Origin of the sequence: Helicobacter anseris, from assembly GCF_003364335.1 — a bacterium.
Classification (GTDB): Bacteria; Campylobacterota; Campylobacteria; order Campylobacterales; family Helicobacteraceae; genus Helicobacter_H; species Helicobacter_H anseris.
This window is the reverse complement of the sequence record NZ_NXLX01000004.1, coordinates 24,262-47,508: the sequence shown is the minus strand read 5'-3', so window position 1 is coordinate 47,508 and position 23,247 is coordinate 24,262. Positions and strand designations below refer to the sequence as shown.

26 protein-coding genes and 1 tRNA gene are annotated in these 23,247 nt (G+C 32.0%); 21 read left to right on the top strand and 6 right to left on the bottom strand.

All coding sequences use genetic code 11. The features are described 5' to 3' along the window. The first annotated feature begins 30 nt into the window (after positions 1-30). The gene (gene ispG / locus CQA57_RS02665) at positions 31-1,098 is read left to right on the top strand and encodes a flavodoxin-dependent (E)-4-hydroxy-3-methylbut-2-enyl-diphosphate synthase (protein WP_115578696.1); all 1,068 of its coding nucleotides are present in this window, start codon (positions 31-33) and stop codon (positions 1,096-1,098) included. A 16-nt stretch (positions 1,099-1,114) separates the two neighbouring features. Here ispG and CQA57_RS02660 read toward each other — a convergent pair whose 3' ends face one another. The 3 genes from CQA57_RS02660 to CQA57_RS02650 form a co-directional block, all read right to left on the bottom strand. Next, positions 1,115-2,326: a hypothetical protein gene (locus CQA57_RS02660; RefSeq protein WP_115578695.1), complete on the bottom strand. Its 1,212-nt coding sequence runs from the start codon at positions 2,324-2,326 to the stop codon at positions 1,115-1,117. A 107-nt stretch (positions 2,327-2,433) separates the two neighbouring features. Beyond that, positions 2,434-3,648, bottom strand: coding sequence for a hypothetical protein (locus CQA57_RS02655; protein ID WP_115578694.1), 1,215 nt, complete (start codon positions 3,646-3,648; stop codon positions 2,434-2,436). A 103-nt stretch (positions 3,649-3,751) separates the two neighbouring features. Beyond that, complete coding sequence (locus CQA57_RS02650; protein WP_170126807.1) at positions 3,752-4,891, bottom strand: outer membrane family protein; 1,140 nt, start codon at positions 4,889-4,891, stop codon at positions 3,752-3,754. 204 nt (positions 4,892-5,095) lie between these two features. On the opposite strand from CQA57_RS02650, the gene CQA57_RS02645 reads away from it, so the two are divergent. From CQA57_RS02645 to CQA57_RS02585, 13 genes are all read left to right on the top strand, one after another. After that, on the top strand, positions 5,096-5,974 hold the full coding sequence (locus CQA57_RS02645) for a DnaJ C-terminal domain-containing protein (protein ID WP_115578692.1): 879 nt from the start codon (positions 5,096-5,098) through the stop codon (positions 5,972-5,974). Between the two features lie 16 nt (positions 5,975-5,990). Continuing rightward, a complete protein-coding gene (locus CQA57_RS02640) occupies positions 5,991-6,356 on the top strand; it encodes a heat shock protein transcriptional repressor HspR (RefSeq protein WP_115578691.1) in 366 nt (121 codons plus the stop codon). Further along, positions 6,353-7,531 carry a replication-associated recombination protein A gene (locus tag CQA57_RS02635; protein ID WP_115578690.1) on the top strand — a complete coding sequence of 393 codons (1,179 nt, stop codon included), beginning with the start codon at positions 6,353-6,355 and terminating at the stop codon, positions 7,529-7,531. The genes CQA57_RS02640 and CQA57_RS02635 overlap by 4 nt, the downstream gene beginning before the upstream one ends. A 2-nt stretch (positions 7,532-7,533) precedes the next feature. Next, positions 7,534-8,445, top strand: a complete 912-nt coding sequence (locus CQA57_RS02630) for a hypothetical protein (protein ID WP_147288341.1) — start codon at positions 7,534-7,536, stop codon at positions 8,443-8,445. 7 nt (positions 8,446-8,452) lie between these two features. Further along, on the top strand, positions 8,453-9,823 hold the full coding sequence (locus CQA57_RS02625) for an aldehyde dehydrogenase family protein (protein WP_115578688.1): 1,371 nt from the start codon (positions 8,453-8,455) through the stop codon (positions 9,821-9,823). 39 nt (positions 9,824-9,862) lie between these two features. Beyond that, positions 9,863-10,111, top strand: a complete 249-nt coding sequence (locus CQA57_RS02620) for a tetratricopeptide repeat protein (protein WP_115578687.1) — start codon at positions 9,863-9,865, stop codon at positions 10,109-10,111. Further along, entirely contained in the window at positions 10,102-10,392 is a 291-nt protein-coding gene (locus CQA57_RS02615; protein WP_115578686.1) for a CiaD-like domain-containing protein, read from the top strand. The genes CQA57_RS02620 and CQA57_RS02615 overlap by 10 nt, the downstream gene beginning before the upstream one ends. Positions 10,393-10,477: 85 nt before the next feature. Beyond that, positions 10,478-11,158: an acid response regulator transcription factor ArsR gene (gene arsR / locus CQA57_RS02610; protein WP_115578685.1), complete on the top strand. Its 681-nt coding sequence runs from the start codon at positions 10,478-10,480 to the stop codon at positions 11,156-11,158. Between the two features lie 4 nt (positions 11,159-11,162). Next, positions 11,163-12,449, top strand: coding sequence for an ArsS family sensor histidine kinase (locus CQA57_RS02605; protein WP_115578684.1), 1,287 nt, complete (start codon positions 11,163-11,165; stop codon positions 12,447-12,449). Continuing rightward, the gene (gene purF, locus CQA57_RS02600; RefSeq protein ID WP_115578683.1) at positions 12,433-13,830 is read left to right on the top strand and encodes an amidophosphoribosyltransferase; all 1,398 of its coding nucleotides are present in this window, start codon (positions 12,433-12,435) and stop codon (positions 13,828-13,830) included. The genes CQA57_RS02605 and purF overlap by 17 nt, the downstream gene beginning before the upstream one ends. Continuing rightward, positions 13,827-14,789: a TIGR01212 family radical SAM protein gene (locus CQA57_RS02595; RefSeq protein ID WP_115578682.1), complete on the top strand. Its 963-nt coding sequence runs from the start codon at positions 13,827-13,829 to the stop codon at positions 14,787-14,789. The genes purF and CQA57_RS02595 overlap by 4 nt, the downstream gene beginning before the upstream one ends. A gap of 8 nt (positions 14,790-14,797) precedes the next feature. Beyond that, positions 14,798-15,769 carry a porphobilinogen synthase gene (hemB, locus tag CQA57_RS02590; RefSeq protein ID WP_115578681.1) on the top strand — a complete coding sequence of 324 codons (972 nt, stop codon included), beginning with the start codon at positions 14,798-14,800 and terminating at the stop codon, positions 15,767-15,769. A gap of 13 nt (positions 15,770-15,782) precedes the next feature. After that, complete coding sequence (locus CQA57_RS02585; protein ID WP_115578680.1) at positions 15,783-16,493, top strand: YebC/PmpR family DNA-binding transcriptional regulator; 711 nt, start codon at positions 15,783-15,785, stop codon at positions 16,491-16,493. Between the two features lie 33 nt (positions 16,494-16,526). Here the strand turns inward: CQA57_RS02585 and fabG are convergent, their stop codons facing one another. Both fabG and rpsU read right to left on the bottom strand, forming a co-directional pair. Beyond that, on the bottom strand, positions 16,527-17,270 hold the full coding sequence (gene fabG, locus CQA57_RS02580) for a 3-oxoacyl-ACP reductase FabG (protein ID WP_115578679.1): 744 nt from the start codon (positions 17,268-17,270) through the stop codon (positions 16,527-16,529). 127 nt (positions 17,271-17,397) lie between these two features. Continuing rightward, complete coding sequence (gene rpsU / locus CQA57_RS02575) at positions 17,398-17,610, bottom strand: 30S ribosomal protein S21 (protein ID WP_104697766.1); 213 nt, start codon at positions 17,608-17,610, stop codon at positions 17,398-17,400. Between the two features lie 148 nt (positions 17,611-17,758). On the opposite strand from rpsU, the gene CQA57_RS02570 reads away from it, so the two are divergent. Both CQA57_RS02570 and CQA57_RS02565 read left to right on the top strand, forming a co-directional pair. Further along, positions 17,759-17,835: transfer RNA gene (locus CQA57_RS02570), tRNA-Arg, on the top strand. A 61-nt stretch (positions 17,836-17,896) separates the two neighbouring features. Beyond that, entirely contained in the window at positions 17,897-18,496 is a 600-nt protein-coding gene (locus tag CQA57_RS02565; RefSeq protein ID WP_115578678.1) for a phosphatase PAP2 family protein, read from the top strand. Between the two features lie 26 nt (positions 18,497-18,522). On the opposite strand, the gene dcd is transcribed toward CQA57_RS02565, so the two are convergent. Next, positions 18,523-19,092 (bottom strand): dCTP deaminase, encoded by a 570-nt coding sequence (gene dcd, locus CQA57_RS02560; RefSeq protein WP_115578677.1) that lies wholly within the window; start codon positions 19,090-19,092, stop codon positions 18,523-18,525. Positions 19,093-19,191: 99 nt separating this feature from the next. Here dcd and accB point away from each other — a divergent pair, with 99 nt between their 5' ends. The 5 genes from accB (at position 19,192) to CQA57_RS08325 (ending at position 23,227) form a co-directional block, all read left to right on the top strand. Continuing rightward, positions 19,192-19,647 (top strand): acetyl-CoA carboxylase biotin carboxyl carrier protein, encoded by a 456-nt coding sequence (gene accB / locus CQA57_RS02555; protein WP_115578676.1) that lies wholly within the window; start codon positions 19,192-19,194, stop codon positions 19,645-19,647. Beyond that, complete coding sequence (locus CQA57_RS02550; protein WP_115578675.1) at positions 19,647-21,002, top strand: acetyl-CoA carboxylase biotin carboxylase subunit; 1,356 nt, start codon at positions 19,647-19,649, stop codon at positions 21,000-21,002. Before accB ends, CQA57_RS02550 begins: the two co-directional genes overlap by 1 nt. Before the next feature lie 45 nt (positions 21,003-21,047). Beyond that, on the top strand, positions 21,048-21,656 hold the full coding sequence (locus CQA57_RS02545; protein WP_115578674.1) for a hypothetical protein: 609 nt from the start codon (positions 21,048-21,050) through the stop codon (positions 21,654-21,656). Continuing rightward, the gene (gene pseC, locus CQA57_RS02540) at positions 21,656-22,759 is read left to right on the top strand and encodes a UDP-4-amino-4,6-dideoxy-N-acetyl-beta-L-altrosamine transaminase (RefSeq protein WP_115578673.1); all 1,104 of its coding nucleotides are present in this window, start codon (positions 21,656-21,658) and stop codon (positions 22,757-22,759) included. The genes CQA57_RS02545 and pseC overlap by 1 nt, the downstream gene beginning before the upstream one ends. 63 nt (positions 22,760-22,822) lie before the next feature. Next, positions 22,823-23,227, top strand: a complete 405-nt coding sequence (locus CQA57_RS08325) for a hypothetical protein (RefSeq protein ID WP_115578672.1) — start codon at positions 22,823-22,825, stop codon at positions 23,225-23,227. Positions 23,228-23,247: the final 20 nt, after the last annotated feature.

The following is a 23,247-nucleotide window of genomic DNA, read 5'->3' as shown; positions in this document are numbered from 1 at the left end:
ATGCTTACACTAAAATGCAGGAATTTAAAAATGAAAGCAAGATATAAAACTAAAACTATTCAAATTGGTAATATAAAAATAGGAGGAGATTCTCCAATTAGCATACAAAGCATGACTTTTAGCAAAACAAAAGACATACAAGCTACATTAGAGCAAATCAATCGCTTATATTTTGCTGGCGCAGACCTTGTACGCGTAGCTGTGAGTGATGAGCAAGATGCCAAGGCACTTGCAGAGTTAAAAAAACATTCCCCATTACCAATCATTGCTGATATTCATTTTCGCTACAAACTTGCACTTATAGCTGCTGAAAGTGTAGATGCTATCAGAATCAATCCTGGTAATATTGGGAATAAAGATAGAATTAAAGCAGTTGCTAACGCGTGCAAGGATAGAAACATTCCTATTAGGATAGGTGTAAATGGTGGAAGTTTAGAAAAAGAATTTGAGAATAAATATGGAGCCACTCCAAAGGGAATGGTGGAATCGGCTTTATACAACATTAAACTTTTAGAAGATTTTGGTTTTTATGATCTTAAAGTATCACTAAAAGCTAGTGATGTTCAACGCACCATTGAAGCATATAAGATGCTAAGACCTTTGGTAGATTATCCTTTTCACTTAGGGGTTACAGAAGCTGGAACGCTATTTCATTCAAGTATTAAAAGTGCAATGGCATTAGGGAATCTCTTGCTTGATGGAATAGGAGATACTATGAGGGTTTCTATTACAGGAGAACTAGAAGAAGAAATCAGAGTTGCTAAAGCCATTTTGCAATATAGCGGAAGACAAAAATCTGGTATTACGCTTATTTCTTGCCCAACCTGCGGAAGACTTGAAGCAGATCTTGTAACAATGGTCAAAGAGGTGGAAAAAAGAATATCTCATATCAAAACCCCTCTTCAAGTTAGTGTAATGGGTTGTGCTGTTAATGCACTTGGTGAGGCAAAACATGCAGATATAGCAATAGCTTTTGGAAACAAAAGTGGTTTAATCATAAAAGAAGGAAAAATACTTTATAAATTACCAGAAGAACAACTATTAGAAGCTTTTATCAAGGAAGTCGAAGAAATGGCAACAAAAAGAGAAGGCAAATAATCCTTCTCTTTATTTTTTAGAAAGAAAGTTTAGCAAAACCTACCACGTTGCTATGTTGGAAAGCATTGGATTTAAATCCATTATTAACATATCCACCACCAACTTTCAAAGCAATACCATTGAGACTACCCTTAACTTGTTTATCAAATACAGTAAAAGATGCGATTGCTGAAAACTCATTATAATCACCATTCGCATACAATACATCTAAATCAAAATATTGGCTTTTAACACCTGTAAATACATACCAAGTATTATTTTTTGCAAAAAAGTAACCTGAACTTCCATAATTGTAATTTGGAGTTAAAAATTTTGCACCATAAAATCTAGTTGGATTATTTATAGTAACAATACCATTTCCACCAGTAGTTGCTAAAAAACCTCCACCAAGTTTAAATACTCCACCAAATAGCAATTCTTCATCAGTTAGTAAAAGCATTGTATCGTCGTTACTGATGCCAAAAGTATTCTCCCACATAAAGTCAATACTTGTTGTTGATTGCACAGGCCCATTATCACCAAATACTAACGCAAGCCTTGCTCCAGCTTGAATACTATCATCTACACTTCCCTTGTTGAAAAAGTAATTAACATAGGGATCAAACTTTAAAAATTTAAAATCAAAATTCAATCCTCCAGCAAATACTTCATTTCCTATGCCAAAACCATTAAAACTCGATGGAAAGCGGTGATAGCTCATCAATTCCGAAGCAATGCGATTAAAAGCATAACCATAAGTAGTGTAATCATTCATCCAAGTAGCCCAAGCACCAAATGATCTTATTTTCCACTTAGCAGCAACACCCTGCATATAAGCATTAATCCATGGAGAATCTAAAAACTCATTATTAAATCTTCCAACAGCTATTGTTAGATCTCCACCATCATACTTAATATATAAATCCGAAAGATCTGCATACTTTTTAGAATAAGCTACATCTGCTTGATTTTCATAATAGCCCTCATTAAAGATTTTAGTCCCATAGATTGGAAAAGAACCGTATGCACCAACACCAAGATGCAATGTATTAAAACCAAAATCCACACCTAGATGACCTGTGACACCTCCATAAGAAGCTTTATCATTATCAACTCCAGACTTATTGCCACCACTTAACCCTTGATTATACGCACCACCGATATGACCAAAGAAATTAACATCAACAGCATAAGCACTAGTTGCCATCAATCCAGATAAAACAAGCGAACCAAAAATTTTCTTTTTCATATTTTCTCTCCTTATTTATGAAAAGATTTTTAAGATTAGAATCTAGCAAGATATTCTTTCTTGCTTATATTCCTAACATTCTCTATATCGGTAAAAATTATTAAAAATCAATAATAAAATTTACCAAAAAATAACAAGCTATTTGAAGCACTTGCTTGTCGCAATTGAGAATACACATACCCCATACCAAAATCAAATTGCATATTTTGCTTTTTCCATACATTATAATCCACAATTAAAGAATATTCTGTATAGTTTCCAAAGCTTATGATTCCATCAATCTTGATTGGCATATTTTGACTCTTTTTTAAATCAATACCCCCAAAAAGATAGCCACTTACCACCTGCTCACTAAAATAAGGACTTGGGAAATCTAGAGGTTGATTGATAATCTTCCCATAAAATCTCGAAGGGTCGCTAAAAGTATAAATTCCTCCATTCTTAGAAGAGCTTAATACTCCATACACTCCAGCACCCATATTAAAAATTTTATAAGTAAAATTTTGATCCAACCAAATCAATCCTGCAACAGCATCTTTTGCATCAAGCAATTTTCCATCTAATTTTGAAGTGTTACCAAGCTGAAAAATGCCTCTAAGCTTCGTTTCACTTCCCCAATTATCATTCACAGCTCCAGTATAAGAAACCTCTCCACCTATTTGAAAAAGAATAGTATTTCTATCTGGCAATACATTTACTGGCAATTGTGTATCCAAAAGACTAAAAGCAGAAATATCAAAACCACTATTTTGATATTTCAATCCCAATGCAAATACCTCTCCCCAAATACCTAAAATATTTTTCTTGCTTGTAGGATAATAACCGCCTATAATATTAGTGCCATAAAGTCCAAATGTAGTATTTTTATGCGATCCTGTAAGCAACATTGAATCCATAAAAATCCCCCAGTAGGTGACATTATCCATAATAACCTTTGCAGAACCACCTTGAATATTCCCAGAAATATAATCAAAATCTACAAAATTTGTATTAAATCTCCCTAGAGCAAATTCTAGTCTTGAATTTTTATAGTGTGCAAATGCATCTGAAATATCCCCCCCATCACCAATACCACTATAATTTAAATCACCGTATGTAGTCTTTGTTGCATTAAAAACATTCCATCCTCCAATGGCACCCAATCCAAAGCTCCAGCCATTTTCTAAAATAAATTCCGCACCAACATGAGCCATCAAATTTCCATAACTATGAGAAGAACCAACACCTTGATTATACAACCCACCTAAAGCACCAAAAGACTTAACTTGCATCTCATCTGCAAATAATAAAGATATAAATAAAAACCAAATTCTTTTTTTCATAAAAACAATCCCTTTAAAAATTAAAAAAATAATTAAAATTATGAGCAATTCTAAGCTAAATAAACTAACAATATAATATAAAAATCAAAAAACAAAATGAGGTTTAAAATTTATATTGAACATAACCTCGAACAAGTATATATTTATTTCCACCAAAATAATCAACAGCATTACTTTGATTATCCATTCCTATAGCCGCAATACCCAACTCTAAACCTTTGAAATTTTGAAGTGGATTCCCAGAAAGCTTTGCTTCCCAGTTAAAAATATTTTTTCCCTCAATAAAAGTATTTCTCACTGCTCCTTGTGTTTGAATAAAACCAATATCATATCGCACAAATCCATAAATTGTTACAGCATCCCCCCAAAACATTCCAACAGGCCTTTCAAAAACTGTGTGCTGTCCAAAAGCATCAATTCGTGAAGCACCGGCAGAATCTGTTACACTAAGTCCTACGCCTCCTTCTAATCCATTCCAATAAACTGAACTATCCATCATTAAAAGAAAACCAGCTCCGGCATCAGGTCCATACCAACCCTTATCTTGAATGTAAGAAAGAAACTGTGCATTTGATCTCAAATTAAGAGTTTCTAATAAAGGCAAATCCAAAGAAGTTTTAAGAGCTGATGCAAAAAATACACCAGGTGCAAAGTAAAAATAGGGAGTAATCTTTAGTGGAAAATTAGGCACATCTAACTCACCTCTTACAAGCATAGACCCCACAACACGATACATGCTCCTAAAACCACTATTATAATAAGTCTCCGTATAAGCATTTCTAAATGCCCAAGTAAAATGCAAAGAGATATTTTGCAATCCATCATAATCAACACTAAACCCTTCAGTATTATGTGTAATCCACTCTTCATTAATATGATAACGTCCCACCCTAATACCAAATTTCTCATATTGATTATAAAAATCACCGTAAAGATTAGTAAGAATAAAAATATCCTTATTTCTATCAAATCCTCCAAAATTTTGCTCAAAAATCTTAGCATTTAACCAAGCCTCTGCACCAATTTTATATCCCTTGTATCTCAGTGTTTGATATGCTAAAGACATATTTAAATCCACAAAAGTAGGTTCTTTATGTGATGCTTGTTGAGCATAAGTGCCAAAATGACCATTTAAATATCCTTCCTTAAAGGCTTCTTCAACTGTTCTTGCACTAGTTTCTTGGGCAATAGCATAATAACCCCAAAATAAAAATAATATCCCTAATGTAAAAAATCTCAACATCAACATCCTTGCTACTTTCATCATAAAGTCTAATTTCCAAAATATAACTACGAAGCAAAAAGCAATTTTGATTCCATAATCTTAATTTTAGTTAGTTTTTGAAATTTTATTTTGCAAAATATCACACACAAACTTGATTTAATTACACTAAAGTTTTATAATACAATCACACTTAAATTTTACAATTCAATGAGGTATATAACAATGAAAAAGAGTCTTTATGAAACCTTAGAAGTATCTGAAAATGCCACTCCAGAAGAAATAAAAAAAGCTTATAGAAAATTAGCTAGAAAATACCACCCAGATGTCAATAAAGATAAGGATGCTGAAGAAAAATTCAAAGAGATCAATGCTGCGTATGAAATTTTAAGTGATGCAAATAAAAAAGCTCAATATGATCAATTTGGGGATAATATGTTTGGGGGACAAAATTTTAGTGATTTTGCTAGAAATCAGGGAAATATCAATCTTGATGATATTCTTGAAAGTATATTTGGGAATAGTGGTGGTTTTGGCGCAGGAAGCAGAAGTTTTAATTTTGGTGGTTTTAATAATTTTGATGGCTTTAATCACTTTTCACCAAATTTAGATATCCACAGCACTATCAATATTCCATTTAAAATAGCAATTCTTGGGGGCAAGCAACATGTCAATATGCAACATGATAATTTTGATATCAAAATTCCTGCTGGTATAAAAGAAGGGGATACAATTCGAGCAAAAGGAAAGGGAAAGGCGCAGGGGAATATGCGTGGCGATCTTTTACTTAAAATTCATGTTTTAAGTGATGAAGAATACACTAGAGATGAAGATGATCTAATCAAGCAATGCGATATTTCACTAAAAACTGCAATGTTTGGAGGCACTATCAATGTAACAACTCTTTATAAAGATGTAAAACTCAAGATTCCTGCAAATACTAAGAATAATCAAAAATTTCGTCTTAAAGAATTGGGGGTAAAAAATAGAAAAAATGGTCAAATGGGGAATTTGTATCTCAAAATAAATATTATAATACCAAAAATACAAGATCTCTCAGAGGATCTACAAAATCAACTACAAAAAGAATTGCCTGTGCAATAATCAAAGGAGACCATTTATGTATAGCTACGACGAACCCGTCTATCTCATTAGCGTAGTTGCAAAAATCCTAGAAATTCATCCGCAAACCTTAAGACAATATGAAAAAGAAGGATTAATTGAACCAGGAAGGACTGATGGTAAAATGCGCCTTTATTCACAAAGAGATATTGATAAAATCAAAACTATATTGCGCTTAACTAGGGATATGGGGGTAAATCTTGCTGGCGTAGATATCATCTTAAGACTTAAAGAAAAACTAGATGAACTTGATAGCATCAATGAAGAGTTACGCAATAATCTCCAAAAAAAATCTCAAGGGAATCAAAATATCAAAATCAAACAAAATTCCTATGAGGTCATCTTGTTTCATAAAAAACAATGAAGAATCTTGCAAATTTATTGCGCCCTGAAAATCTTGAAAATTTCATAGGTCAAGAGCATTTATTCTCCAAAACCTCACCACTAATACTTGCTATCAAAGATAAAAATTTTCCTCATAGTTTTTTCTATGGATCCCCAGGTTGCGGAAAAACTACGCTTGCAAAAATCATAGCCAAAGAATTAGGTTCTCCATTCTTACACTTTAATGGTGTAGATTTTAAATTAGAGAATCTTAGAAATGAGTTAAAAAATACTACCCATACTCTTTTTAAACCAGTAGTATTTATTGATGAAATTCATCGACTAAACAAAACTCAGCAAGAATTTTTACTCCCCATTATGGAAGATTATCAAGCTATTATATTAGGAGCAAGCACAGAAAATCCCTTTTATACTCTCACGCAAGCTATTAGATCACGAAGTTTTCTTTTTGAGCTCCACCCTCTTTCTCATCAACATCTTGAAACTATTTTAGAAAAAGCCTTGCAACTCCACCCTTGTCAAATGGATAGTGAGGCAAAAAAATATCTTATAGAATCAAGCAATGGTGATGCAAGAGCTATGCTGCATTGTTTTGAGCTGGCTTCTAAAAACAATCCCATTACATTACAAAACATTAAATCAATAAGACCATTTTATCTTGGTGATGGTAGTAGTGAAGATAATACTCATTACAACTTCATTTCTGCGATGATTAAATCCATAAGAGGTAGCGATCCTGATGCTGGAATATATTATCTTGCCTGCCTCATTGCCGGTGGAGAAAGCGCAGAATTTATAGCAAGACGCCTTGTTATTCTCGCTAGTGAAGATATTGGAAATGCAAATCCCAATGCAATCAATATTGCTACTGCAACCCTCAATAGTGTTTCAAAAATCGGTTACCCAGAAGCACGCATTTTGCTTGCACAATGCGTTATCTATCTTGCTAGCTCTCCAAAATCAAATACTGCATATAAAGCCATCAATTCTGCATTAGATTATGTTGCCTCTCATAATAATTCTATACCAAAAAACATCCTCCCAAAATCAAAAGACTATCTCTATCCTCATGATTTTGGAGGATGGGTGCAGCAAAGCTATTTAACACAGCCCATCAAATTTGTTGAAAATTCTCAAAAAGGTTTTGAAAAAACACTTAATGATTGGTTAGAAAAAATCAGGCAAAAACACTAAATATGCGCTTTCTACTTTTTTTACTATTAATTCCTCTATTTCTTAATGCTTCCATAAAAATAAAAAAGGATGTAGCAGATTTAGATATTGATACAACTAGGAGTGGGTGGGATATTGCTATTGATAGAATTTCACTCAATCTCTCCTCGACGAGTATTCAAAATCAAACAAACTATGAGAAGTTTTCTAATACTCATTTTAAAGGGGATTCTCAGATAGTTGCAGAATCATCATTATTATTCCATAGTAACTATTACGCAAAACATTTTGTTATTTTTAACACAATATTTAGCGAATATGGACGTAATATTATTTATCCAACAGATGGAAAAAAAATTGACAATACAACTCTTGATAGAATAATTATTTCTTCTGACTATACGCAGAAAATATGGGACTTTCAGCATTTGTGGGGAGGCTTTGACATGGGGCCATATGCCCAAATATCCTATCAAACACAATTTATCAAACAATCAGGTTTTAACCGCACACAAATTCTACGTTTTAACACAGGATTAAAACTTTTTGATGGCAAATATCTCAAAAATTTTTACATCAGTTTATTTGGAGAAGAAGATTTTACATATAAAAATCCGAGACAAAGTTTTGGTTTTAACACAGGAATCAACTTGCAATACAACTTCAATCCAAATGTCAAACTTGTTAATTACTTAAACTTTAAACAATACTTTCTCAACAATTATCCACTACAATTAAGTCCAGAATTAGAGCTAGAGTGGAATATACGAGCTGAAAGTGCAATTTTTAAGCATTTTAGCATTGCTCCATTCTTTAGCTTCTACCTTCTTAAGGGTAAATATTTTGAAAAACCAGCAACTAATATTATGCTAGGCATATCACTTATTTATGGACAAACTTTCATAGATTCTAAAGCACAAAAACAAGAGGAGTAAAAAATCAATGAAATACACAGGAAATCTAAGAGCATTTTTCAAAACACAAAAAACAAAGGACTTGTTTTTTAAAAAACAACAATTACTTAATCTTAAAGCAGAATTACAAAAAAATGAAGAAAAAATTTTAGAAGCACTGCAAATGGATTTAGGGAAACATTACTATGAAGGATATATTAGCGAACTAATGCTTGTATATCAAGAAATAAATCACGCCCTAAGACATCTAAAAGATTTTCATGGAAGAAAAAAAGTATCCACACCTCTTACAATTTTTGGGTCTAAGAGCTATATTTATTACGAACCCTACGGAGTTGTTCTTGTAATTTCTCCTTGGAACTACCCTATATCCTTAAGCCTTAATCCGCTAATTGGTGCAATAGCAACAGGAAATTGTGTCATTTTAAAGCCTTCAGAATATGCACCAGTAACAGCACAAATCCTACAAAAAATTATAAAAAATAGCTTGCATCCAGATTTTGTAAAAACTGTGTGTGGCGATTATAAGATTGCACAAGAATTATTACAAGAAAAATTTGATTACATCTTTTTTACCGGTAGCACACAAGTAGGAAAAATTATCATGCAAGAAGCTGCAAAACACCTTACTCCTACAACACTGGAATTGGGTGGAAAAAATCCTTGCATCATTCATAAAGATGCCAAAATTGCACCAGCTGCAAAAAAAGTTACTTGGGCTAAATTTATAAATGCCGGACAAACTTGCATTGCACCAGACTTTCTATTATTACATTCTTGCGTTAAAGATGAATTTATTGAAGCAATAAAACAGAATCTAAAAATATTTTTTGGAGAAAATCCTATTGAATCAAAGAATTTTGGAAAAATCATCAATCTCAATCACTTTAACAGGCTACAAAAACTTATTCAAGAAAATATTATTATAGGCGGAACTAGCAATCAAGAAAAATTAAAAATCGAACCTACTGTAATTTTGTTAGATTCTGAAAATTATAATCAAGCACCAATTATGCAAGAAGAAATTTTTGGGCCTCTTTTACCCATTATCATCTATCAAACAAATGAAGAATTGCAAGATATATTAGATAATTTTCAAAAATCATTAGCTCTTTACATCTTCACAGAAGATAGAGCATTTAGCGAAAAAATTTTGCAATCTCAAAGTTTTGGTGGAGGATGTGTTAATGATTGTATTGCACAAATTGCAAATCCTAATCTTCCATTTGGTGGTATCGGAGAAAGTGGTATGGGTCGCTATCATGGAAAATATACCCTTGAAACTTTTTTACATCAAAAAAGTATTATAAAAGCTTCTAATTTTCTTGATACTCCATTGAGATATCCCCCCCATAAAAATAACTTAAAATTTCTAAGATGGTTAAATAAATTTTTATAACTTTTTGTTAGAATACCTGCAAAAATCAAAGGGGTTTTCTTGTTTAAAACACTTACTCTAGCAAGCATCTATGAACTCCAAGGCTTCAAAGAAGAAGCCTTAGTTATTTATGAAGAAATAATAAAAAAAGAACCCAATAACTTTGAAGCCAAACAAGCACTTTTAAGACTTAAAAAAAATGATTCTTATTCTAGGAAAGTTAATCAAAAGGCAAAAAATTTTTTTATCAATGCACAAAATAGTGATGATTTAAAAACCTTTGAAAGGTGGCTAATGCAATGGAATTAAAAGACCTAATATTACAAACAATTGATGAATTTGATTCAGACTACACAGAAAATGATCAAACACATTTCCCTACAAAACAAAATTTAGATATGTCTGAAAATAAACAAAAAATTGAAATACAAATTGATGCGCGCTTTTTGGAGCTAATGAGAGAAAAAACATTGGTATTGTTTGAAGGATTGCAATCAAGTCAAACTAAAAACCTATCAGATAAGCTGGATTTGGTGATAAATTATTTGGAATATCAACTCTCTCTAATTGATGAGGCTTTAGAAAAATAGTTTATTTAATAAGTTTTTAAATCTTTTTAAGCTAATATTACTAAAAGCTATACCAAACAAATTAAGCTTGATTTTGGAGTATTAAATGTTAAGTATTTTAATGATTGAAGATGATCTAGAATTAGCAGAAATTCTAAGTGAATTTTTAGAAAAACATGATGTAAAAGTAACAAATTACGATGAACCATACACAGGAATGAGTGCTTTAGCCACGCATACTTACGATCTTTTATTATTAGATCTTACTCTTCCAAATTTAGATGGTTTAGAGGTTTGCAAAAGAGTAGCCAAACAAAAAAATATTCCAATTATAATTTCTTCTGCAAGAAGTGATTTAGATGATAAAGTCAAGGCTTTAGAATATGGAGCTGATGACTATATACCAAAACCTTATGACCCTCAAGAATTATTAGCACGCATTCATTCACTCTTGCGAAGATATAATAAAAAAGATGCAAAAAATGATCAAAAAGACAAAGACTCCATTTTTAGAATAGACAAAGAAAGCAGAGATGTATATTTTAAAGATAAAAAAATCGATCTAACACGTGCAGAATATGAAATCTTAACCCTACTCATTAGTAAAAAAGGGCATGTTTTTTCTAGAGAGGCTATTGCCATTGAATCAGAATCTATTAACCCAGAAAGCTCAAATAAAAGCATTGATGTAATCATTGGTCGTTTGAGAGCAAAAATAGAAGATGATCCTAAAAAACCCCAATATATCATTTCAGTAAGAGGTGTTGGATATAAATTAGAAGCATAAAAAAATGATTAAGAATTCTATTTTTTTAAAAATTACTCTGTTATTTGTATTTGCACTTATTAGTTTCTTTGCTTTTTCATTTTATTTTATCAAGTTTCAAATAGATAATGAATCCAAGCAATCTATGGTTAAGTACAAGCAGTTTACTGCAACAATAAATCAGATTATTACCAATAATGGTGATTTGCAAACTGTCGAGAAATTTTTACAAGAACTTGGTTTTGAAATTACTGAAGACTTGAATATTAAAGAAGCTCTTTTAAATTACAATCGTCTTCCTCCGTTATTTAATGGTCTCTTTGCTAAAACAATCCAATTAAATAATGAAATCTATATCCTACTAGAAACTCAAGGTAAGGCAATTTTATATAAAGATACCTTTAACACACATTATCAAACCTACTACTTTATTACATTGACAGGTATTTTTTTATTGGTGTTTGTATTTGTTCTTGTAATTAGGGGTCTGTTACCTCTTAAAAAACTACGCTTACAAATCAAAAGATTTGCAAATGGTGATTTAAATGTTGAATGCAAAACAAAGCAATCTGATGAGATTGGAGAGCTAGCCAATGAGTTTGATAACGCAATAAAAAAAATTGCTGCATTAGGACAATCTAGAACACTCTTTCTGCGCTCTATTATGCACGAATTAAAAACCCCCATTACAAAAGGAAGAATTACTGCTGAAATGATTGAAGACACTCTTTACAAAGAACGTCTGATTTCTGTTTTTAAGCGCCTGCAAACTCTGATTGATGAATTTGCAAAAATTGAACAACTCACCTCAAAGAATCTCCATGTATCAAAAGAGGAATTTTTACTTGAAGATCTTATCAGTCATACAAAAAAAATGCTACTTATTGACAATATAGATACCGATCCAATTATTCTTAATGATCCAAACGACATTATTAAAGCAGATTTTGAACTCTTTGCAATGGCAATAAAAAATCTATTAGACAATGCAATTAAATACAGTCCAGACAAAAAGGTCTTTGTAGATTCTAAATGTTTTGATCTTGTAATATCAAATAAAGGCAAAGCTTTAAAAAAAGATTTTAATGAATATTTTAAGCCCTATTTTAAAGATCGAGACAAAAAACATATTGATCAAGGGTTTGGATTAGGTATGTATATCATCAAAAATACCCTAGATGCGCAAGGGTTTGAAATTAGCTACCAACACAAAAATGGCACCAATTACTTTACAATTCATAACTGTATTGTTGAAAATTTTTGTATGGTTCCCAATCAAAAAAAAGAGGTAAAAAATGAAGCAATGGAATGAAAAATGTGCCGTTGTTGGGACTTATAATGTCGATAATGCTGCATTAAAAAGTTATTATGCACTTTTTGCAATGCAACATCGTGGTCAAGAAGCAAGTGGCATTAGCTCTAGTGATGGAAAAAAAATCTACACACATAAGGGTAATGGATTAGTCACTAAAGTTTTTAATGAGAAAAATCTAAAAAAACTCTTAGGAAAAATAAGTATAGGTCACAATCGCTACTCAACAGCAGGCAAAGAATCTTTGGATGATGCACAACCATTATTTGCAAGATATAATCTTGGAGAAATCTCTATTGTCCACAATGGAAATCTTACAAATGCAGATTTCATTCGATCTCAACTTATAGAAGCTGGAGCAATTTTTCAAAGTTATCTTGATACAGAGAATCTTATTCACCTTATTGCACAAAATAAAAAAGAAAAATTACTAGATCGAATTATTGATTCAATTAAGGTAATTGATGGGGCATATGCCCTTATTTTTCTCTCTCGCAGAAAAATGTTTGCTATCAGAGATCCTTATGGATTACGACCACTATGTTTAGGAAAAATCACTAATGAAGATGGAAGCATAGGCTATATTACAGCAAGCGAAAGTTGTGCCTTTGATCTTGTTGGTGCAGAATATATTAGAGAAGTTAATCCTGGGGAAATGCTTATATTTGAAGGCATTGGAGAAAAGATTGTTACTTTGACATCACTCCAAGTATTACCCCCAAGACCCTATCCTTGTGTTTTTGAATTCATCTATTTTGCAAGACCAGATAGCAAGGTTTTTGGTAAAAATGTCTATGAAGTAAGAAAAAATTTAGGCAAAGAATTAGCCAAAGAATATAAAATTCCTGCAGATATGGTCATACCTGTTCCAGACAGTGGTGTTGCTGCGGCAATTGGATTTGCCAAAGAAAGTGGAATAGACTTTGAATTGGGCATTATTAGAAATCATTATGTTGGAAGAACTTTTATAGAACCTACACAAAGTGCAAGAGAACTCAAAGTCCGCTTAAAATTAAATCCTATTGCTGAATTGATAAAAGATAAAGAAATTATTGTAATTGATGATTCTATAGTAAGAGGCACCACTAGTAAACAAATTATTAAAATACTAAAGATAGCCGGTGCTAAAAAAGTACATCTACTCATCAGTTCTCCTCAAACTATATCACCCTGTTATTATGGTGTAGATACACCAAATAGCAATGAACTTATCTGCGCAACACATTCTTTAGAAGAAGTAAGAAAATTTATTGAAGCTGATACTTTAGGCTTCTTATCTCTAGAAGGATTAAAAAGAAGCATCGGCACAACACATCACAATTTTTGTCAAGCCTGTTTTGATAAAAATTATGTTGATGATTATACGAAAGGAAAAAAGTGAGAGAATTACTCACAATTGGAAGATATTTTAAAAAAAAATTCCACCAAAGGATTAGAAAGATTCCCATATCTCTTCAAGGTTTTACCTGTCCAAATATTGATGGTAGTGTTGCTAGAGGCGGTTGTATTTATTGCAGAAATGAAAGCTTTTCTCCAAGTCTTATAAAACTAGATAAGACAATTCATACAAAAATGAATTTTAAAATTACAGAAAATCTTATTTTAGGAATTCAATTACAGCAATTAGAAGAACAATTTTGTTGGCACGCAAATTTTCATAAAGACAAATTTGATATACAAAAATATATGATTTATCTTCAATCTTTTAGTAATACTTATGCACCTTTTGAAACACTAAAGGCAATTTATGATAAATCCTTAAGTTTTCCTAATGTTGTAGGTATGAGTATTGGAACTCGTGTAGATTGTATTGAAGACAAAACTCTAGATTTATTGCAAGAATATACCCTAAATCAAAAAGAAATATGGCTTGAATATGGCATTCAGTCTACTTTTGAAGAAACGCTAAAAGCCACAAATAGAGGACATGGGATAGCAGGTATTGCAGAATTATTCAAAAAAACTAGACAAAGAGGCATAAAAGTATGTGCACATCTTATCTATGGCCTCCCCAATGAAACACCAGAAATGATGCTAGAATCTCTACAAACTGTTCTATCTTGGGGTATTGATGGCATCAAAATCCACCCACTTTATGTCGTTTCACAAACAAAACTCGCAAAAATGTATGAACAGGGTCTTTACCAACCTATTACTCTAGAAACTTATGGCGAACTTATTGCAAAATCTTTGGAAATAATTCCTCAAGATATTATAATTCAACGCATTAGCTCTGGTGCTCATGATGAAACCTTAATCGCGCCAAAATGGTGCTTTGACAAAAATATTCAAATGCGTTATCTCAGAGAAAAACTTAAAGATATAGGAATTCAATATTAGGAGAAATCATGTTTGCAAGACTTAGAAGATTAAGAATGAATGAAAAAATAAGAGAGCTTGTCTGTGAAACACGACTTGATTTAAGAGATTTTATCTATCCCCTCTTTGTTGTAGAAGGCAAAAATATTAAAAATCCCATAGCCTCTATGCCAGAAATTTATCAGATGAGTCTTGATAATATCTTAGAAGAATGCAAGATTTTGCAAGATTTAGGTATTTATCATATTTTATTATTTGGAATCCCAAAACATAAGGATAGCTGTGGAAGCGATGCGCTTAGTGATAAAGGAATTGTGGCTCAGACTATTCAAGCAATTAAGAAACATTGTCCAAAAATGGTTATAAGTGCTGATCTTTGTTTTTGCGAATATACCGATCATGGTCACTGTGGCATTATAGATTCCAAATTGCAAACAGTAGATAATGATGCTACACTAGAATTGCTTGGACAGCAGGCTATTATTCTTGCAAATAGTGGTGCAGATATTATTGCACCTAGCACAATGATGGATGGTATGGTTTTTACTATACGGAAATATCTTGATAAGGCAAATTTTTCTTATACCCCTATTATGAGCTATTCTACAAAATTTGCTAGTGCGTATTATGGACCATTTAGAGATATAGCAGAATCTACTCCTAGTTTTGGTGATAGAAAAAGCTATCAAGAAGATTATCACAATCGTAGAGAAGCTATATTAGAAAGCTTAAATGATGAAGCACAAGGGGCAGATATTCTCATGGTTAAACCCGCTCTAGCCTATTTAGATATTATTAGAGATATCAGGGAAAGAAGCTTACTACCTCTTGCAATATACAATGTAAGTGGAGAATACGCAATGCTCAAACTTGCTGGAAAAGCAGACATTATTGATTATGAAAAAGTAATGATAGAAACACTTACAAGCTTTAAAAGAGCTGGTGCTGATATTATTATTAGCTATCATACAAAAGAACTTGCTTTATTACAACAAATTTAAATAAGGAGAAAAAATGGGAAGAGCATTTGAATATAGAAGAGCAGCAAAAGAAAAAAGATGGGATAAGATGAGTAAAATTTTTCCAAAATTAGCTAAAGCAATTACAGTAGCGGCAAAAGAAGGTGGTGTTGATCCCATGATGAATGCAAAGCTCAGAACCGCTATTGCAAATGCAAAGGCACAGAATATGCCTAGAGACAACATAGAAGCTGCAATCAAACGTGCAAATGGTAAAGATGGTGTTTTTAGTGAGATTACATATGAAGGCAAGGCAAATAATGGGGTGTTAATCTTTATTGAATGCACAACCGACAATCCCACAAGGACAATTGCAAATCTTAAAAGTTATTTTAATAAAACTCCTAATGCAAGTATTGTCCCTAATGGATCTTTAGAGTTTATGTTTTCTAGAAAAAGCGTATTTGAATTTCATAAGCCTCAAATTGATATGGAAGAGGTTGAATTAGAGCTTATTGACTATGGATTAGAAGAGCTAACACAAATGGAGGATGATAGGTGGATTGCATATGGAGACTATACAGATTTTGGCAAATTAAGTGAAGGTTTTGAAAAATTAGCTATACCTATTACAAAAGCCTCTTTACAGAGAATTGCAAATAACCCAATTGTTCTAACGGAAGAACAGCTCATTGAAGCAGAAAAACTTCTTGATAAAATTGAAGAAGATGATGATGTTCAAGCAGTTTATACAAATATAGAATAAAAAAACGACTAGCATTTATGCTAGTCGTCTAAATTACATATATAAGCCACCATTAACTTTTAAAACTTCTCCGGTGATATAACTTGCACTCTCACTTAACAAAAATGCTGTACTCTGTGCAATTTCCATCCCTGTCGCAAAACGCCCTAATGGAATATTTTTTAAATAATATTCTTTAAGCTCTTCTTTTAGCTCTGATGTCATATCTGTTTGTACAAAACCTGGAGTTATACAATTAAATCTAATATTTCTCGCAGCACCCTCATAGGCAAAAGATTTACTCATAGCAATCATTCCCCCCTTACTTGCTGCATAATTTGTTTGTCCCGCATTGCCTCTTTCACCTATAATAGAAGCTATATTTACCACACTGCCAAATCTCTGCTTACTCATAACTTTCAAGGCTTCTCTGCATCCAATAAAACTTGATTTTAGATTAGCATCAATAACACTCATAAACTCATCAGTTTTCATACGCAATGCTAATTTATCATTTGTAATACCGGCATTATTTACCAAATGACCTAATTCTCCATCACTCTCTACAATAGTTGCAATAGCTTCTATAAAAGCTTCCTCATTTGTAGCATCAAATTGTATGATTGCTGCTTTGCCTCCTTGGCTTTCAATTTCATTTTTTAAACCTTCTGCCAATTCTGGTTTGCTTCTATAATTGATCCAAACTTTTAATCCATAACCTGCTAATACTCTTGCAATATCTGCACCTATACTTTTGCTTGCACCAGTTATCAATGCATTTTTTCCACAAAACTGCATAAAAACCTCCGAAAATCCAAATTTACTAAATATATAAAAATCTTAACTATCTTTTTAAAATATTTTAGAGTGTTATTGTAGCGTATTTTTGAAGTTAGCCTCAAAATAGAGGCTGATTAAAAGAATCTTATAATCTAGATTCGTATCTACGAAGCATATAAAGTCTTTTTAACATTTTTTTCTTTGCATTGATTTTTTGCTTCTTTTTCTTTTCAGTTTGAGATTCAAAAAATCTTCTTGCACGACATTCAGTCACAACAAGATTGCGATCTGTTTGTTTTTTAAACTTACGATATGCTTCATCAAAGCTCTCATTTTCTCGGACTTTGATTCCTGGCATGATTATCACCCACTTTCTTTAGAAAAATTATAAATATCAGGAAACCTGATGTCTAATTCTAATATATTTTTAAAAATTTTTCAAACATTAAAATATCTACAAGGAAAAATTAGATATAATCACTCTTTATTTTTAAAAATAATTTGATGTGTCCATAGCTCAGCTGAATAGAGCAACAGGTTGCGGTCCTGTAGGTCGGGGGTTTGAATCCCTCTGGGCATACCATGAAAAAAATTTTTAAAACTTCAAATAACTATAAATTTTAAAGGAACTTTAAAAACTCATCATGTATTTCAAAAAAAGTATCTTATCTCTTCTAGTATTTTTTTGCCTTTTTCAGCAAATACATGCTAAAAGTGCTTTTCAAATTTATGGTGATATTTTTCAATTTCTACCCTTAGCAGCGGCAACCTATACTCTTGTAAAAAAAGATTATGAGGGTTTAGGACAACTTGCAATTGGTTCAGGTAGCACACTTGCAATTACTTATGCAAGCAAACTTACTTTTTCTGCCATAGGTAGGACACATCCAAATGCAGCATCTATAAGCAAAAGACCAGATAGTGGTTCATTTGATGGATTTCCATCTGGTCATACTGCCTCAGCCTTTTCTGCTGCAGGATTTATGCAACATCGATATGGATGGAAATGGGGAGTTCCAACAACAGTTTTAGCAACACTAGTTGGAATCTCTAGAGTTGTTGCCAAGAGACACACAATCACTCAAGTAATATCTGGAGCTATATTAGGATATGGATTGTCATATATCGTCTCTAGTAAATATATAGACAAAAATACCAATATTCAAATTGACATTGATACTAAGAAACTTGATAATGGTGTAGAAGATAAACAAGTCTCGTTACTTATCTCTCATTCATTTTAGATATCTCAAAATAATAACATTGCTTACTATTTCAAAATCCTAGGCAATGTTATACCTATTTGTCCTTGATATTTTCCATTTTTGTCCTTATAGCTATTTTCGCAAATTTCATCACCTTTTAAAAAAAGAACTTGAGCAATCCCCTCATTTGCATAAATTTTTGCAGGCAGAGGCGTTGTATTTGAAATCTCTATTGTAATCTGTCCCTCAAACTCTGGCTCAAATGGTGTAACATTTACAATAATACCACAACGAGCATATGTGCTTTTTCCAAGACATATAGCCAAGACATCTCTAGGGATTCTAAAATACTCTATTGTTCTTGCCAAAGCAAAAGAATTTGCTGGAACTATACAATATCCATCTTTTGCTGCATCTACATCCACAACATTTTGATCATCAAAAGATTTTGGATCTACGATTGTAGTATTTACATTTGTAAAAATTTTAAATTCATTACCTACTCTAATATCATAACCATAACTACTTAAACCAAAACTAACCACTCCTTTGCCAATCTGTTTTTCACAAAATGGTTCTATCATTCCATGTTTCAAACTCATCTCTCTAATCCAAATGTCTGATTTTAAGCCCATCGTATTTTCCTAGTGATTTTAATTTTTAATTATTTTTATGGTATTATACCAGAATCAAAGCCTTAAAAAGGCTATCTCAATACCAAAAAGGGTTATAGTATGAATTTAAAGGAAATAAAAGATTTAATTGAAACTTTTAATAAAAGTGAAACTTCTAAAATTAAAATTAAACAGGATAATTTTGAAATCGAACTTGAAAAAAATACTTCCCTCAATGTTTCTCCAACAATAACACCCATAACAACAAACTTACCGACAACCTCACCTACTCCAACGCCAATATCCGAATCTAATACCTCATCCTCTAATGCTAGTGGGGATTTTATACTTTCTCCCATGGTTGGAACCTTTTATCAATGTCCATCTCCTGGAGCAGCACCTTATATCAAAGCTGGAGATGTAGTAAAAAAAGGTCAAACTATTGGTATTGTAGAGGCCATGAAAATTATGAATGAGATTGAAGCAGAATATGATTGTAAGATTTTATCAATTGAAGCAAATGATGCACAACCCGTAGAATTTGGCTCAAAACTTGTGAAGGTAGAAAGAATATAATGAATGTAGAAAAAAAACAAATTAAAAGAATTTTAATTGCCAATCGTGGAGAAATTGCCCTTAGAGCTATTCGAACAATCCAAGAAATGGGAAAAGAAGCAATTGCCATTTATTCTACTGCAGATAAAGAAGCACATTATTTAGATGTTGCTGATACAAAGATTTGTATAGGCGGTCCAAAATCTAGCGAAAGCTACCTTAATATACCAGCTATTATGAGCGCAGCTGAGCTTTTTAATGCCGATGCAATTTTTCCTGGTTACGGTTTTTTAAGCGAGAATCAACATTTTGTAGAGATTTGCTCACATCATGGAATTGAGTTTATTGGACCTAGTGCAGAAGTAATGGTATTAATGAGTGATAAATCAAAAGCCAAAGATGTAATGAAGGAAGCTGGTGTTCCTGTAATTCTAGGAAGTAATGGCGCATTAAAAAGCTATCAAGAAGCACAAGAAGTCGCACAAAAAATTGGTTATCCCGTTATCATAAAAGCTGCTGCAGGAGGAGGAGGAAGGGGTATGCGTGTTGTAGAAAACGAATCCCTATTAAAAAATCTTTATCTTGCTGCAGAAAGCGAAGCTCTAAGTGCCTTTGGTGATGGCACAATCTATATGGAAAAATTCATCCTGAATCCAAAACACATTGAAGTACAAATTTTGGCAGATAAATATGGAAACGTAATTCATGTAGGAGAAAGAGATTGTTCTGCACAAAGAAGACAACAGAAACTCATTGAAGAAACTCCAGCAGTAATTTTAGAAGAAAGCACAAGAAAAAGATTATTAGAAACTGCGGTAAAAGCTGCAAAACATATTGGATATGTCGGAGCTGGAACTTTTGAATTTCTACTAGATGCAAATAACAAAGATTTTTATTTCATGGAAATGAATACAAGATTGCAAGTTGAACACACGGTTAGCGAAATGGTTAGTGGTCTTGATATGGTTGAATGGATGATTAAAATTGCTGAGGGAGAAAAACTACCTCCTCAAGATTCAATAAAATTCCATGGACATTCCATTGAATGTAGAATTACAGCAGAAGATCCTGTAAAATTTTATCCTTGTCCTGGAAAAATTACAAAATGGATAGCTCCTGGAGGAGCCAATGTGCGTATTGATACCCACGCATACTCTGGCTATACTGTTCCTATGCATTATGATTCTATGATTGGTAAACTTATTATTTGGGGTGAAAATCGAGATAAGGCTATCGCAAAAACCAAACGAGCACTCAAAGAATTTTGCATTGAAGGCATAAAAACGACCATTCCTTTTCATCTAAAAATGATGGATAATCAAGATTTTAGAAATGCAAGTATTCATACAAAATATCTTGAGCAAAATATGGAATAAAAAATGCTTATATTTATTTTAAAATATACTTAAGGAATAGCTCATATGAAAATAGTATCTCATGCATCTTTGCCTACAAAGATTTCACATAAAATTGAACAAGAAATAAGAAAAAATCCGCAGGAAAAAACAAAAACCATTCAACAAGATGCATTAAAGATTAGTCAAAATATTTTAGGTGGAGATGTAAAAGAGATTAATCAGGCTATTGGTGGATTACAAATTGCTTCAAAAACCCTTCAAAAACTTGAAACGCAAATTCAAGCAAACTTAAAAAATGAAGAATTTGCATCTATGAGAAAAGAAATCTCAAATGCTTTTACAAATGCAAATCTTGGAAAAACTAATGTATTTGACACAAACTATAAGAATTTCTCATCTCATATCAATATTGATTTTTATGCGTTAAAAAAAGAGGGTTCTAACATTAACAATTCTCAAGATGCTAAACACTTTACACAATCACTCAAAATTCAGCAAAACCAAATTAAACAGACTATTAGCATATTGCAAAATAAATTAAACAATTCCCTCACTATAGGCAACAGAGATTATAATCAACTTAATCCAAGTATGCTGTCAACTGATGCTCTTAGAAATGCTCACAATATTGATAATTTATCTCTTGAGAGAGTATCAAAACTTCTTGCATAATGCAACCTTATAGCACACAACTTATTCAAGAGGATGATATTGCTAGTGTAATTCAAACACTAAGATCCCCATTATTGACACAAGGACATATAATTGAAAAATTTGAAGAGGATTTGTGTCAATTCTGCGAAGTAAAATATGCTCTTGGTTTTAATTCTGCTACTTCAGCATTATATGCTGCATATAATGCCTGCAACCTAGGAGGTTTTGAAGCCATAACAACTCCTATTAGTTTTGTTGCAACAAGCAATATGCTATTACAAAATCATTCTATGCCTATTTTTTGTGATATAAAATCTGATGGAAATATTGATGAAAATAAGATTTCCTCTCTCATAACCCCAAAAACAAAGGCAATTGTCTCAATAGATTATGGTGGAAAAAGTGTAGAGGTTGAAAAGATACAACAAATAGCAAAAAACAATAAACTTGTATTCATTTCAGATAGCTCTCACTCAATAGGTGGAAGATTTAACAATAAACGTATTGGATCGCTAGCTGATGCAACTATTTTTAGCTTTCATCCAGTAAAGCCAATTACAACGATTGAAGGTGGTGCTCTGCTTACAAATTCTAAAGATATTTATGAAAAAGCAAAACTAATCAGATCTCATGGTGTTTTAAAGAAACATTTATGGTGCTATGATGTTATAACAAATGGTTTTAATTTTAGAATGAATGAAATTCAAGCAGCATTGGGCATTTCTCAACTGAAAAAACTAGAAGAATTTATTCAAATTCGTGAAGAAATTGCTTGCTTCTATGATAATTTTTTTGCTAAAAATCCTTTTTTTACAACCTTGCACCAAAACAATATCCATCAATCAAGCAATCACCTCTATCCAATCTTAATTAACCCCAATCTTTTTGAAAAAAAAGAGCAAATTTTTCAAAAAGCTTTAAAAGAAAAGATTGGTATTCAAATTCACTATAAACCAATCTATCAATTCTCTTATTATAAAGATAGATATCCTCAAATGTTTCTTCCTCAAGCTGAATATTTTTACAATGCAGAAATCTCAATTCCATGTCATCAAAAAATGAATCTACAGATGGCTAAACAAATTGCAGAACAATTATTAACAATTTTTGAAACTCTATAAACTAATTTTATAAAAGTTGGCATAACATTTGCTTTTTACTCTATAAAAATGGAGTAAAAGATTATGCAAATTCATTCTCACGCTAGCGCACAAAAAAATCCTCTTCAGGAATTATTTAATGCAAAACAAGACATTATTAAATCTCAAGTAATTAACACCAACAACACCATAGAAAATACTCAAAAAAATGAGTCATACCATACGAATGATTCAAAAAGACAAACCTATGGCCTTTTAGTATTAGAACTTATGAGCGATCCAGAGTATAAAGCCTTCCAAAGAGCAACAGCAGGAATGAGCGAGAGTGAAAAAATGCTAGCTGCACAATCTCTCTATTCTCTTACAAGCTTTTATAGTGGCAAAATTCAAAATAAGATTCAGAATTCTTATAATTTCAAAAACCATGATTTTATTGCTCGCTATAAAAATGCTTTTGCATCACAAAATCAAATTGATTTAAATACTTAAGCTATTTTTTATTTTTTTTT

Bases quoted from the DNA above. Each gene is read 5' to 3' on its own strand.
- ispG (WP_115578696.1), top strand. From the start codon at position 31: ATGAAAGCAAGATATAAAACTAAAACTATTCAAATTGGTAATATAAAA.
- CQA57_RS02660 (WP_115578695.1), bottom strand. From the start codon at position 2,326: ATGAAAAAGAAAATTTTTGGTTCGCTTGTTTTATCTGGATTGATGGCA.
- CQA57_RS02655 (WP_115578694.1), bottom strand. From the start codon at position 3,648: ATGAAAAAAAGAATTTGGTTTTTATTTATATCTTTATTATTTGCAGAT.
- CQA57_RS02650 (WP_170126807.1), bottom strand. From the start codon at position 4,891: ATGTTGAGATTTTTTACATTAGGGATATTATTTTTATTTTGGGGTTAT.
- CQA57_RS02645 (WP_115578692.1), top strand. From the start codon at position 5,096: ATGAAAAAGAGTCTTTATGAAACCTTAGAAGTATCTGAAAATGCCACT.
- CQA57_RS02640 (WP_115578691.1), top strand. From the start codon at position 5,991: ATGTATAGCTACGACGAACCCGTCTATCTCATTAGCGTAGTTGCAAAA.
- CQA57_RS02635 (WP_115578690.1), top strand. From the start codon at position 6,353: ATGAAGAATCTTGCAAATTTATTGCGCCCTGAAAATCTTGAAAATTTC.
- CQA57_RS02630 (WP_147288341.1), top strand. From the start codon at position 7,534: ATGCGCTTTCTACTTTTTTTACTATTAATTCCTCTATTTCTTAATGCT.
- CQA57_RS02625 (WP_115578688.1), top strand. From the start codon at position 8,453: ATGAAATACACAGGAAATCTAAGAGCATTTTTCAAAACACAAAAAACA.
- CQA57_RS02615 (WP_115578686.1), top strand. From the start codon at position 10,102: ATGGAATTAAAAGACCTAATATTACAAACAATTGATGAATTTGATTCA.
- arsR (WP_115578685.1), top strand. From the start codon at position 10,478: ATGTTAAGTATTTTAATGATTGAAGATGATCTAGAATTAGCAGAAATT.
- CQA57_RS02605 (WP_115578684.1), top strand. From the start codon at position 11,163: ATGATTAAGAATTCTATTTTTTTAAAAATTACTCTGTTATTTGTATTT.
- purF (WP_115578683.1), top strand. From the start codon at position 12,433: ATGAAGCAATGGAATGAAAAATGTGCCGTTGTTGGGACTTATAATGTC.
- hemB (WP_115578681.1), top strand. From the start codon at position 14,798: ATGTTTGCAAGACTTAGAAGATTAAGAATGAATGAAAAAATAAGAGAG.
- CQA57_RS02585 (WP_115578680.1), top strand. From the start codon at position 15,783: ATGGGAAGAGCATTTGAATATAGAAGAGCAGCAAAAGAAAAAAGATGG.
- fabG (WP_115578679.1), bottom strand. From the start codon at position 17,270: ATGCAGTTTTGTGGAAAAAATGCATTGATAACTGGTGCAAGCAAAAGT.
- rpsU (WP_104697766.1), bottom strand. From the start codon at position 17,610: ATGCCAGGAATCAAAGTCCGAGAAAATGAGAGCTTTGATGAAGCATAT.
- CQA57_RS02565 (WP_115578678.1), top strand. From the start codon at position 17,897: ATGTATTTCAAAAAAAGTATCTTATCTCTTCTAGTATTTTTTTGCCTT.
- dcd (WP_115578677.1), bottom strand. From the start codon at position 19,092: ATGGGCTTAAAATCAGACATTTGGATTAGAGAGATGAGTTTGAAACAT.
- accB (WP_115578676.1), top strand. From the start codon at position 19,192: ATGAATTTAAAGGAAATAAAAGATTTAATTGAAACTTTTAATAAAAGT.
- CQA57_RS02550 (WP_115578675.1), top strand. From the start codon at position 19,647: ATGAATGTAGAAAAAAAACAAATTAAAAGAATTTTAATTGCCAATCGT.
- CQA57_RS02545 (WP_115578674.1), top strand. From the start codon at position 21,048: ATGAAAATAGTATCTCATGCATCTTTGCCTACAAAGATTTCACATAAA.
- pseC (WP_115578673.1), top strand. From the start codon at position 21,656: ATGCAACCTTATAGCACACAACTTATTCAAGAGGATGATATTGCTAGT.
- CQA57_RS08325 (WP_115578672.1), top strand. From the start codon at position 22,823: ATGCAAATTCATTCTCACGCTAGCGCACAAAAAAATCCTCTTCAGGAA.